The organism is Streptomyces orinoci, from assembly GCF_003121295.1.
GTDB classification, from domain to species: domain Bacteria; phylum Actinomycetota; class Actinomycetes; order Streptomycetales; family Streptomycetaceae; genus Streptomyces; species Streptomyces orinoci.
In genome coordinates this window covers 122,554-134,490 of the sequence record NZ_PHNC01000012.1, presented here as the reverse complement: position 1 = coordinate 134,490, position 11,937 = coordinate 122,554, and the positions used below count along the sequence as shown (strand labels likewise).

The window sequence follows — 11,937 nt, the reverse complement described above, 5'->3', positions numbered from 1 at the left end:
GGTTACGGGTGGTGCGCGGGTGGGAGCCCCACCCACCCGCGGTCAGCCGACATCAAACCTCGGCAACGACCGCTCGAACAGCCACGGTTGAAGCACGGTCCCCAGGGGCCGCCCCACAACCCGCTCCGCATGCGCGAGGAAAGCGGCCGTATCCGCACACCCACCCCGATGCACCGCATGCCAGCTCCGCAGCACCCGGAAAAAGCACTCGTCCCCCACCGCCAGCCGCAGCGCATGCAACGCACAAGCGCCGCGCACATAAACGCGGTCGTCAAACAAGTGCCGCCGCCCCGGGTCGGCGATCCGCAGATTCTGCCGCCGCGCCGAAAGGTCCAGCCAGGCCCGCCGGGCGAGAACCTCCGCCCCGTCCTCCCCGATGTGCTCGGACCACAGCCATTCCGCATAGGTGGCGAACCCCTCGTTCAGCCAGATATGCCGCCAGTCCGCCAGCCCCACGCTGTTGCCGAACCACTGGTGCGCGATCTCATGCGCCACCAGCGTCTCCCAACTCCGCTGCCCGTCCACATGGTTGCGTCCGAACACCGACAGCGTCTGGTTCTCCACCGGCGCCGCCAGATCCGCGTCCACCACCACCGCGCCATAGGACTCGAAGGGGTACTCCCCGAAGAGCCCGGTGAACAGCCGCAGCATCTCCGGCTGCCGCCCCAGGTCGTACCGGGCCTCCTCGGCCAGATCCGCGGGGTAGGCGATCCGCACCGGCACCGGCGCGGAGAGGTCGTCCACCCCGAACCGCCCGGTGTACACCGCCGCCAGATAGGTGGCCATCGGCCCGGGGTGGTGGTAGGTCCAGCGCACCCCGTCCTCCACCTCCTGCCGCTCCCGCAAGGTCCCGTTGGCCAGGGCGTGGTGCCCGCGCGGCACGGTCACCGCGAAGGTGTAGGCCGCCTTGTCGTCGGGCCGGTCGTTGCAGGGGAACCAGGACGGCGCGCCCACCGGCTGGGAGGCCACCAGGGTCCCGTCGTGGTCGTCCCCGGTGCGGTCCCAGCCGACCCCGCCGAAGGGGGTGCTGACCGGCTTGGGACGCCCGGCGTAGGCGATGTCCATGACGAACGGCTGTCCGGCGGCCAGCGGCCGGGCCGGGCCGAGCAGCACCTTGCCGTCCCGCCGGTGGACGGCGGCCGGTTCCCCGTCCACCCGGGCCTCGCCCACCTTCAGCCGGGCCAGGTCCAGCTCGACCCGGCCCAGGGTGTCATTGGCGACCGCCCGGATCCGGGCGTGGCCGTCCAGCCACGCCCGGTCCGGGTCATAGGCCAGCCGCAGGTCATAGGCCAGGGTCCGGTGGCCATAGGACCCGTGCCGGGGGAAGTAGCGCTGTCCCCCGGCGGCCGGAGGCTGCCCCGCGGCGCCGTCACCGGCCGCGGCGGCCGCGGTCAAGGGGACCACGGCCGCCGCGGTGAGCAGCGAGCGCCGGCTGCACGGAAACCTGGCCCGCAGGCTCAGGCCGCGCATTCCCGGCCTGCCACACACACCAGCGCGGGCGGCGCGGGCCGCTCGCCGGCGATGGGGTTACCCGCCCACCGGGTGCCGGCCGGCACCGTCTCGCCGCGCATGACCAGCGAGGAGGGGGCGATGGCGGTGTGCGCGCCGACCGAGGTGCCGGGCAGCACGATGCCGTGCGGGCCGAGGGACGCGCCCTCGTCGAGCTGGACGGTGTCCATACGCATGATCCGGTCGTGGAAGAGGTGGGTCTGCAGTACACAGCCGCGGTTGACGCTGACCCCGTCGCCAAGGCTGATGAGGTCGGTCTCCGGCAGCCAGTAGGTGTCGCACCAGACGCCGCGGCCGATCCGTACGCCCAGGGTGCGCAGCCACCAGTTGAGCACGGGGGTGCCGGTGAAGGGGCCCGCCAGCCACGGGACGGCCAGGGATTCCACGAAGGTGTCGTACAGCTCGTTGCGCCAGACGAAGGAGGACCACAGCGGGTGCTCGCTCACCTTGAAGCGGCCCACCAGCACCCACTTGGAGACGGTGGCCAGCAGTCCGGCCACCAGTCCGCCCAGCAGCAGCAGCGGCGCCCCGACCAGGGCGGCCAGCCCCAGGCCGCCGATGTCCATCGCCCGCTGCTCGCCCAGGAAGACCAGGTCGGCCAGGGCCAGGCCGCACATCAGCGGCAGCACCCGGCAGAACTCCACACTCGCCCGGGCCAGGATCAGCCGCTTGGGCGGGTCGAAGGTGCGCCCGGCGTCGGCGGCGGTGGCCACCCGGGGCAGCGGCATGGCCGGACGGCCCAGCCAGGAGGTGCCCGGCTCGCTGTGCTCGGGGGCGTCGGAGAGCACGCCGATCAGGCTGTTGTCGGGGACGGTGCGGTCCGGTCCGACGATGCCGGAGTTGCCGACGAAGGCACGCCGCCCGATGTGCGAGTGGCCCACCCGTACCCAGCCGCCGCGCAGCTCATAGGGGGCGACCAGGGTGTCGTCGGCGAGGAAGGCGCCGTCGTCCACGCTGAGCAGCGAGGGCAGCGGCAGCACGGTGGACAGCTCGGCGCGGCGGCCGACCCTGGCGCCCAGCATCCGCATCCACACCGGGGTGAACAGGCTGGCGTAGATGGGGAACAGGCTGCGCCGGGCGCCGTCCAGCAGCCGGCTGATCAGCCAGGCGCGCCAGGCGACGCCGCCGTCGGCCGGGTGCAGGCCGGGCTCGAGGCCGCGGTTGAGGATCCGTACGGTCCCGGCGAGCACCAGGATCGCGCAGAGGGTGCCCAGGATGGTCAGCGGCGGCACCGCCAGCAGCAGGCGGAGGGTGACCTCGCTCAGCGAGGTGGCGTCCTTGACCAGGAAGTAGGTGGCGATCAGCGCGGGGACAAAGGCCACCAGCGACAGCAGCGGCATTCCGGCCAGGGACAGCGCATAGGCGATGTTCCAGCGGCGGGAGCGCTGGGTGCGCGGGGCGGGCCAGCCGTGGTCCGGGCTGTCGGCCGAGCGCACCGGGCAGTTGTCCCGGTGGGCGGAGGAGCGGTCGGGCCGGGCCGGTGAGCCGGTCCAGGTGTGGCCGGCCGGGATCTCGCCGTCCAGGCAGGAGCCGGGGGCGAGTTCGGCACCGGGGCCCAGGGCGGCACCGGGCATCACCATGGCGCGGTGGCCGACCCGGGCATTGGCGCCGATGCGGACGGCGCCGATGTGGATGACCTCGCCGTCCAGCCACCAGCCGGCGATGTCCGCCTCGGGCTCGACGCTGCATCCGTCGCCCAGCTCGGCCAGGCCGGTGACCGGGGGCATGGCGTGCAGGGCGATGTTCTTGCCGGTGGAGCAGCCCAGGGCGCGGGCGTACCAGTGCATCCACGGGGTGCCGGTCAGCGAGGGCACGCCGAAGGAGGCCACGATGCGCTCGGCGGCCCACAGCCGCAGGTGGACGCGGCCGCCGCGCGGGTAGCTGCCGGGGGTGATGTTCCGGGTGAGGGTACGGGCGGCCAGGGCGCCGATGGCGAACCGGCCGGGCGCGCTGAACAGCAGCAGCCAGCCGATGACCACCAGCCACCAGGAGGTGTGCGGGGCCCAGGACCGGGGCGCCAGCAGACCGAGGATGTTGTCGGCGGTGGCCAGGGCGGTCACGCCGCGCAGGCCCTGGACGCCGAACAGGCCCAGCTGGATGAGGATCTGGGCGGCGCCGGAGCGGCGGCGTACCGGGCGGACACGGCGGTGCTTGTCGGCCTTGGGCGCGTGGGAGTCGTCCAAGGAGTCGATGTGCTCGGCCATGTCGCGCAGCACGGTGTGGCGGTAGAGGCCGGCGACCGAGACGCCCGGGTGCTTCTCACGCAGGGCGGAGGCCATCCGGGCGGCGGTCAGGCTGCTGCCGCCGAGCGCCACAAAGTCGTCGTCCGGGCCGGGCCGGGTGCCCAGCAGCTCTTCCCAGAGGGTGGCCAGGGTGGCGGCGGTGCCGTGCAGTTCCTCGCCCGGCTCCGTGGTGTCACCGGCGGTGCTGGGCAGCGGCCAGGGCAGGGCGTTGCGGTCCACCTTGCCGGAAGTGCGGGTGGGCAGGTCCTCGACCTCGGCCAGCACCGGCACCAGGGCGGCCGGCATCCGCTCGGCCAGCAGGGCCCGGGCCTCCTTACGGTCGTACTTCTCATCGGTGACCACATAGCCGACCAGCAGCTGGCCGCCGGCCGGGGTGGTGCGCACCGCGGCGGCCGCGCCGCGCACTCCGGGCAGGGCGCTGAGCGCGGCGTCGATCTCGCCCAGCTCGATGCGGCGGCCGCCCAGCTTGATCTGGTCGTCGGCGCGTCCGGCGAAGACCAGGCCCTTGGGGTCGGCCTTGACCAGGTCGCCGGTGCGGTAGACGCGCTCCAGGCCCAGGGCCGCGTTGGGGCGGAAGCGTTCGGCGTCCTTGACCGGGTCGAGGTAGCGGGCGACACCGGCGCCGGCGATCACCAGCTCGCCCTCGCCGCCGAACGGTACCGGCTCGCCGGCCTCGTCCACCACGGCCAGCGTCCAGCCGTCCAGCGGCAGGCCGATGCGCACCGGCTCGCCGGGGAACATCCGGGCGGCGCAGGCCACCACGGTGGTCTCGGTGGGGCCGTAGGTGTTCCACATCTCGCGGCCGGGCACGGCGAAGCGCTCCACCAGTTCGGCGGGGCAGGCCTCACCGCCGACGATCAGCAGCCGGACCCGGTCCAGGGAGTCGGCGGGCCACAGGGCGACCAGGGTGGGGACGGTGGAGACCACGGTGACGCCGCGCTCGACCAGCCAGGGGCCCAGCTCATGGCCGGCCCGCACCAGGGAGCGGGGGGCGGGCACCAGGCAGGCGCCATAGCGCCAGGCCAGCCACATTTCCTCGCAGGAGGCATCGAAGGCCACCGACAGGCCGGCCAGCACTCGGTCGCCGGGCCCCAGCGGCTCCTCCTGGAGGAAGAGGCGGGCCTCGGCGTCAACGAAGGCGGCGGCGCTGGCGTGGCTGACGGCAACGCCCTTGGGCTTGCCGGTGGAGCCGGAGGTGAAGATGATCCAGGCGTCATCGGTGGGCAGCGGCAACCGCGCCTCGCCATGCGAGGGGGCCTGCTCGCCCGGGGTGAGGGAGCCCTCGGCGCCGAGCACCGCACAGACTCCGGCCTCGTGGAACACCGTGGCGGCGCGTTCCTCGGGGTCATCGGCGTCCACCGGCACATAGGCGGCACCGGCGCGCAGGGTGGCCAGGATGGACAGGTACAGCTCCGCGGTGCCGGAGGGGACCCGGATGCCGACCCGGTCACCGGGTCCGACACCGGCCTTCCGCAGCCGCTCGGCGCGCTGTTCGATTTCTACCGCCAGCTGCCGGTAGCTGAGCACCTCGCTGCCGGTGTCGATGGCCGGCGCGTCGGGGTGGGCGGCCGTGCTGGCGTCGAGCACGTCGATCAGGGTGCGCGCACGGGGCGGCGATGCACTGGGGTAGACCGCCCGCTCCACTGGCGGATCCAGTGGGGTGGGCGTGGAACTGGACAGGGTCGGGGACATGCGTACGCCTCAATTCGACGTTGGTGATCCGGACGCCCTCAACGGACGTCCAGATCCACAGACGTCGCTCCGGGCCCCTAGGTTCGGAGATCGAGGCCAACGTTCTGTAAATCGAACAGACACTGTACGAGCCTCACGACCGCTGTTTCTCCGCCGTTAGGGGCGCCTCCAGGGAAAAACTGCGGCTTTCAAGCACTCCGGCCCCGTTGATCGCTTGGGAAACTGTTGGCCATTTTCTCAGGTTGTTTTCGGCGGTCCCCTCATCCGGATGGATGCCGCCGGAACGAGTGAGCCCGGTCAGCGCCGGGGTGACCGGCCGTTCGCCAGGGACAGGCGCCCCGCCGGGGGCGCGGGGAACCGTGCGACCGGCCACGGCCGCGCCCTCACCCCCGCGGAGCGCCCCGCGTCACGGCAGCCGGCTGAGCCGCGGAATCCCCACCGCGCCCGGCGAGCCGGCGCTCGGGGACGGCGCGGTGCCGCCCAGGGCCCGTGCCAGCGCCCGGTATCCCCCCACCAACGGCAGCCGGGCCGAGGTGTGACGCAGATCCACACTCACCCGGGGAGTGCTCGCGGCCGGCACGATCAGACCCGCGTCCGTGCCCGCGATCACCAGCCCCAGCCGGTGCCCCGCCGGAACCACATGATCCGTGGCGGCCAGGTCCACCGTGATCGTGTAGGACTTCCCCGGCGTGATCACCCGCCCCTTGCCGTCCGGCCCATAGTGCCCGAGATCGGCCCAGCCCCGGCTGAAGACGGTCCGGTCCACCCGCTGGACATCGGCCGCGGTCCGCCGGAAGCAACCGGTGTCACCGGGGTTGCCGCTCCCGAAGCACTCCTTCTCCGGCAGCGTGGTGATCCCCTCGCCGTCCGCCGCGTAATTGCGGATGACCGAGGGCCCCAGGTCCACCAGCACCGCCGACAGATGGGCCGAGCCGGTGGAGGGCGTGACCCGCAGGGTCACCGTGGACGAGCCGGACAGCCGCAGATCATGGCCGAGCGGGCGGGTGAGGAAGGCCGCCTTGTCGGGCGTCGGCTGGTCGATGGCGGCCGCCCAGTCGCTCTCACCGCGCTTGGGGTCGTCGGTGAAGCCCGCCGTGGCCCCGCCCGGCGCGGTCTTGACGCCCAGCCCGCCGACCCCGGGCACGGTGCCCGCCACCGGACGCAGCGTGGTGGCCCGGGTGCCGGCCGGCGGCCATACCCGGTCGGTGGACCACACATCGGGCGAGCGCTCCACATCGGCCATCGGCTCATGCTCGATGCCGTTGTCATAGCCCAGCAGATAGTGGTCGAACCAGCGGTGCAGGGTGGGCACCCAGGCCCCGCGCCGGTAGTCGAAGGGGTCCACATGCCCGGTCTGGGACAGCCAGATCTTGCGCTGCACCCCATGCGCGGCCAGCGCGTCCCACCACTGCCCCAGGTGCTTGGTGCGCACATTGAGGTCCTGCATGCCATGCACGGCGAAAACGCTGGCCCGCACCCTGACCGCGTCGCGCACATAGTCGCGCTCGCTCCACAGCCCGGTCCAGTCGCCGTTGCGCGGCGCCCCCTCGGCCAGCTTCCGCTGGACGGCCTGGCAGCCGGCCTTGGCCTGCGGGCTCTCCACATAGCCCGCCAGCTCGTCGGGCCCGCCGTCATAGAGCGCGGCGCCCTTGGCGAAGTAGTAGTCGTACCAGGAGCTGATGGCGCTGATCGGCACAATGGTCTTCAGGCCCCGCACCCCGGTGGCGGCGACCCCGTTGGCGATGGTGCCGTCCCAGCTCTTGCCTATCATGCCCACCGCGCCGGTGGTCCAGCCGGCCTTGACCGCCCGGCCCCCGGAGCGCGAACCATAGCCGCGCGCCCGGCCGTTGAGCCAGTCGATCACCGCCTTGGCCGACTGCACATCGGAGCGGCCGCCGACATCCACACAGCCGTCGGAACGGTTGGTTCCGGCGAGGTCCACCAGAGCCACCGCATAGCCGCGCGGTACAAAGTAGTTGTCGTAGAACAACGGGAACTGGACCGGCCGGCCCTGGGCGTCATAGGTCTTCTTCTGGCTCTCATTGCCGCGCCCGCAGCAGGAGTAGTACGGACTGGCGTCCATGATCACCGGGACCTTGCGGCCCCGCTCGGCCGCCTCCCGGGGCCGGATGATGTCCACGGCCACCCGGTCGTGGTGACCGGCCGCGGTGGGGGCCTGCACCCACACCGTCTCTCTGATGGCCCGGTCATAGGAGTAGACGGGTCTGCTCTCACCGCCCCGTCCTCCGGCCGCCGCCGCCCGCGCCATGCCCGGCGGTGCGGCGAACACCGCCAGCAGGGCGGCAACGGCCATCAGGACAAGGGCTGTCCAGGATATGCGGGTGTCCCGCGCAACTTTCAGCACGGGCGGAGGGTACGCGCGTCAACTCCCGTAACAGAAGGGTAAGGCGCAAGGACTTGTTGCCCCGGACCCGTCCATGTCGGCCGCATGTCGATCGCATGACGTGAATGGCCATGGACATTCCGGTGGTTGAGGTGAGTACATAGGCTCCGGTCAGCGAACGATCTTCCGCCCCCGAAGAGTTGGAGTGTCCTGTGCGTCATAGACTCCTGGTTCCGAGCGCCGCCGCTGCCGCCGCCTTTCTGCTGCTGGCCGTTCCCGCCTCGGCCGCAGAGCCCAAGCCGGGCGCGCCGAGCATCGGCGACTCGTACTACCCGGACGCCGGCAACGGCGGCTACCACGTCTCGCACTACGACCTGCGGCTGAAGTACCAGCCGAAGACCGACCAGTTGGACGGTACGGCCACCCTCACCGCCACCGCCACCCAGGACCTCTCCCGGTTCGACCTGGACTTCCTGCTGGACACCAAGGAGGTGCTGGTCAACGGGAAGAAGGCGGCCTTCGCCAAGTCCGGGGTGCACAAACTGGAGATCACCCCGGCCGCCGCGCTCGCCCAGGGCAAGTCCTTCACCATTGTGGTCCGTTACAGCGGCGTCCCCTCCCAGGTGAAGGTGGCCGGCTTCTCCGCCTGGCAGCACACCCCGGACGGCGGGGTGGCGGCCCAGGAACCGGAGTCGGCGGCCTGGTGGTTCCCCAGCAATGACCACCCGCTGGACAAGGCCACCTATGACATCTCGGTCTCGGTGCCCGACGACGTCCAGGCCATCAGCAACGGTGTGCTCGCCGCCAAGTCCTCAAAGCTGGGCTGGACCCGCTACAACTGGCGCTCCACCAAGCCGCAGGCGACCTATCTGACCACCCTGGCGGTGGGCAGGTTCGACATCACCACCGACACCACCGCCAATGGCCTGCCGGTGGTCAACGCCTACAGCAAGGACCTGGGCGACAACTACGATTCGGCCAAGGCCAGCGTGGAGCGCAGCTCCGAGGTGATCGACTGGGAGAGCACGGTCTTCGGCCCGTACCCCTTCACCGCGGTCGGCGGCTATGTGCCCAATGTCCCCACGCACTTCGCGCTGGAGACCCAGACCCGGCCGTTCTACAGCCCCGCCCAGTTCGCCAAGGGCGCCAATGTCTCGGTGGTGGTGCACGAACTGGCCCACCAGTGGTTCGGCGACAATGTCTCGGTCAAGGACTGGCGCGACATCTGGCTCAACGAGGGCTTCGCCTCCTACGCCCAGTGGCTGTGGTCGGAGAAGGAGAACGAGGGCACCGCCCAGCAGCTCGCCGACTACATCTACAGCCTCCACCCGGCCGAGGACCCCTTCTGGACGGTCAAGCCCGGTGACCCGGGCGCGGACAAGCAGTTCGACGAGGCGGTCTACGACCGGGGCCCGATCGCCCTCCAGGCGCTGCGCAACCAGGTCGGCGACAAGGTCTTCTTCGAGATCCTCAAGGGCTGGACGTCCGCCAACCGCTATGGCAACGCCTCGGTCCAGGACTTCACCCGCTATGCCGAGAAGGTCTCCGGCAAGCCGCTTCAGGAGCTCTTCGACACCTGGCTGTTCACCACCGCCAAGCCCTCGGCCGCCGAGGCCGCCAAGTGGGGCATTGGCGTTCCGGCCAACAACACCCCCAGCGCCAAGCGGGGCCTGGCCGCTTCGGTCAAGCCGACCCAGCCCAAGTCCTGGAAGCAGATCCAGGAATCGCACCGCCACTGACTCCGCGCGGAGTCGTTTCCGGCCCGCCGTACCGCACCGGTACGGCGGGCCCGCCGCTTCCCCGCCCCGGCCGCGGTGGGACAACACCGCTGGCACACTCCTACTGTTAGGGGCGGCGAGCACGCGGAACGGAACGGAGCGAGGCATCAGCGATGGCCCAGGAAAACGGCGAACCCCGCCTCACCATCGACGAACTGGCCGCCCGCGCCGGAGTGACCGTACGCACCATCCGCTTCTATGGCACCCGCGGCCTGCTGCCGCCACCGGAGCTGGGCCCGCGCCGGGTGGGCCACTACGGCCCCGGCCATCTCTCCCGGCTGGCCCTGATCGAGGAACTCCAGCACCAGGGCCTGACCCTGGCCGCCATCGAGCGCTATGTCCAGCGGCTCCCGGAGGACCTCAGCGAGCTTGATCTGGCCATCCACCGTGCGGTGGTGGCCTCCTGGGTCCCGGACCAGCCCGAGGAGACCACCCTCGCCCAACTGGAGCGCCGGGCCGGCCGCCCGCTGAGCGAGGACGACCTGGAGCGGCTGGCCGCCATGAACGTCCTGACGCGCAACCCCGACGGCACTTTCCGGGCCGACCCCGGACTGCTGGGCGTGGGGCTCCGGTTGCTCAACCTCCCGATGAGCCTGGACACCATTCTGGCCGCCCGCGAGGTCCTGCTGGACCATGCCCGCGCCACGGCCTGTGAACTGACCCGGATCTTCCATACGGAGGTGTGGGGGCCCTACCGCGAGCGCGAATCGGACGACCCCGAACAGGTGGAGACCATGAAGACGCTCTCCGCCCATATGCAGCCCCTGGTGGTGCAGGCCCTGGTGACCGCCTTCCAGCGCTCGCTCAACGAGGAACTGCGCATGACCTATGAGGCGGACAACGCCCCGCGTACCGCAGGGGGTTGAGAAGATCTACGGGTGCTAAGGCGCATGTTGCACTGCAATCAACCCCGAGGGGGACGCCACCGCGCGTATCCTTCCGTAGCTTCTGAGGCACAGGACCACCCAACCAACCTTCGGGATCACGGGGGAGGCACGTTCCATGCTTATGCTGCGGAAACGGAAGAAGCACCTGGGCGGCAAGCTGGCGGCGATGGCCGTACTGCCGGCCGCCGCCATCGCACTGGCACCGGCGGCCGCCGGGGCCGCACCGGCGAAGGCACCGGCACCGGCCGCCACCTCACAGGCGGCAAGCGGCAACTACACCTATCTGGAGTTCAAGAAGGGTTCCAACCCGCTGAACTCTCAGCTCCGGTTCATCTATGTCCAGGCGTCCAACCCGGACCATGTCCGCAGCTGGACCATAGCGACCTGGCGCGCGGGCTCCGGCAACGGCAGCAAGGACACCTGCGCCACCGGCCAGGGCTGGCTGCCCAACGGCACCTACAACATCGGTACCTACTACCCGCACCACAACGGCGGGCCGCACGGCGTCAACGGCATCGCCTGGGACATCGGCAACCACCAGTGCCACACCGGCAAATGGCGGACCGAGCTGTTCATCCACAGCAAGATGCTGCCCAACGGCAACCAGGGCAGCGGCCCGTACCACTGGACCGGCGACTACCGCTCGAACGGCTGCATAAAGCTCAGCCCGCATGACATCCGTGAGCTCCAGGGTCTGCGATCCAACTACCCGCATCCGGGCAAGCTGTACGTGGACTAGCCGGACCCGTCCCTCACTCCTTGCCCGGTGCGGCGGCGGCCACCGCCGCACCGGGCACGGTGATCATCCTCTGGAAGAGCTGGATCAGCGGCCCGATGGCCAGCGCGTACAGCACCGTCCCCACCCCCAACGACCCGCCCAGCAGCCAGCCGACCGCCAGCACCACCAGCTCAATTCCCGTCCGCACCCAGCGAGTCGGGCGCCCGGTCCGTCTGCACAGCCCCGTCATCAGACCGTCGCGCGGGCCCGGCCCCATCCGCGCCGAGATATACAGCGCCGTGGCCAGTCCATTGAGGACGATCCCGGTGAGCAGCAAGGGGATCCGGACGGCCAGTGCCTGCGCCTCGGGCAGCAGGCGCAGGGTGAGGTCAATGCCCAGCCCCACCAGCAGCACATTGGAGACCGTCCCGGCACCGGGCCGCTCCCGCAGCGGAATCCACAGCAACAGCACCACCAGCGATGCCAGGATCACCACCGTGCCCATGGACAGCCCGGTGCGTCTGGCCACCCCCTGGTGGAAGACATCCCAGGAGCTGAGGCCCAGCGCCGCCCGGAGCTGGAGGGCCACGCTGAAGCCGAACAGGGCGAGCCCCGCGTAGAGATGGACCAGGCGGCGGGTGAGATTCATGGTGGCCACTCTCCGGGCAGCGGGCGAAGCCAAGGGTGTCCTCATTGTTGCCTTGACCCAGGACAACTCAAGGAGTTGTCGAGCACCCACAAGGGTGATTACCGGCCACCACCTGAG

The 11,937-nt window shown here is 71.1% G+C and carries 7 protein-coding genes; 3 read left to right on the top strand and 4 right to left on the bottom strand.

Annotation, left to right across the window (positions count from 1 at the left end; all coding sequences use genetic code 11):
• Positions 1–42: 42 nt before the first annotated feature.
• The 3 genes from CV755_RS10230 to CV755_RS10220 form a co-directional block, all read right to left on the bottom strand.
• Positions 43–1,470: a M1 family metallopeptidase gene (locus CV755_RS10230; RefSeq protein WP_109279859.1), complete on the bottom strand. Its 1,428-nt coding sequence runs from the start codon at positions 1,468–1,470 to the stop codon at positions 43–45.
• The gene (locus CV755_RS10225) at positions 1,458–5,444 is read right to left on the bottom strand and encodes a Pls/PosA family non-ribosomal peptide synthetase (RefSeq protein ID WP_109279858.1); all 3,987 of its coding nucleotides are present in this window, start codon (positions 5,442–5,444) and stop codon (positions 1,458–1,460) included. Before CV755_RS10225 ends, CV755_RS10230 begins: the two co-directional genes overlap by 13 nt.
• A 406-nt stretch (positions 5,445–5,850) precedes the next feature.
• Positions 5,851–7,758: a Xaa-Pro dipeptidyl-peptidase gene (locus CV755_RS10220; RefSeq protein ID WP_109279857.1), complete on the bottom strand. Its 1,908-nt coding sequence runs from the start codon at positions 7,756–7,758 to the stop codon at positions 5,851–5,853.
• A 242-nt stretch (positions 7,759–8,000) separates the two neighbouring features.
• On the opposite strand from CV755_RS10220, the gene CV755_RS10215 reads away from it, so the two are divergent.
• The 3 genes from CV755_RS10215 to CV755_RS10205 all read left to right on the top strand — a co-directional run bounded on the left by CV755_RS10215 (position 8,001) and on the right by CV755_RS10205 (position 11,192).
• Complete coding sequence (locus tag CV755_RS10215; RefSeq protein ID WP_109279856.1) at positions 8,001–9,527, top strand: M1 family metallopeptidase; 1,527 nt, start codon at positions 8,001–8,003, stop codon at positions 9,525–9,527.
• Between the two features lie 152 nt (positions 9,528–9,679).
• Positions 9,680–10,432 (top strand): MerR family transcriptional regulator, encoded by a 753-nt coding sequence (locus CV755_RS10210; protein ID WP_109279855.1) that lies wholly within the window; start codon positions 9,680–9,682, stop codon positions 10,430–10,432.
• Positions 10,433–10,568: 136 nt separating this feature from the next.
• Complete coding sequence (locus CV755_RS10205; protein ID WP_109279854.1) at positions 10,569–11,192, top strand: L,D-transpeptidase family protein; 624 nt, start codon at positions 10,569–10,571, stop codon at positions 11,190–11,192.
• 13 nt (positions 11,193–11,205) lie between these two features.
• Here CV755_RS10205 and yczE read toward each other — a convergent pair whose 3' ends face one another.
• Positions 11,206–11,820 carry a membrane protein YczE gene (gene yczE / locus CV755_RS10200; protein ID WP_109279917.1) on the bottom strand — a complete coding sequence of 205 codons (615 nt, stop codon included), beginning with the start codon at positions 11,818–11,820 and terminating at the stop codon, positions 11,206–11,208.
• Positions 11,821–11,937: the final 117 nt, after the last annotated feature.

Coding starts and splice junctions, on each gene's coding strand:
- CV755_RS10230 (WP_109279859.1), bottom strand. CDS start 1,470: ATGCGCGGCCTGAGCCTGCGGGCCAGGTTTCCGTGCAGCCGGCGCTCG.
- CV755_RS10225 (WP_109279858.1), bottom strand. CDS start 5,444: ATGTCCCCGACCCTGTCCAGTTCCACGCCCACCCCACTGGATCCGCCA.
- CV755_RS10220 (WP_109279857.1), bottom strand. CDS start 7,758: ATGGCCGTTGCCGCCCTGCTGGCGGTGTTCGCCGCACCGCCGGGCATG.
- CV755_RS10210 (WP_109279855.1), top strand. CDS start 9,680: ATGGCCCAGGAAAACGGCGAACCCCGCCTCACCATCGACGAACTGGCC.
- CV755_RS10205 (WP_109279854.1), top strand. CDS start 10,569: ATGCTTATGCTGCGGAAACGGAAGAAGCACCTGGGCGGCAAGCTGGCG.
- yczE (WP_109279917.1), bottom strand. CDS start 11,820: ATGAATCTCACCCGCCGCCTGGTCCATCTCTACGCGGGGCTCGCCCTG.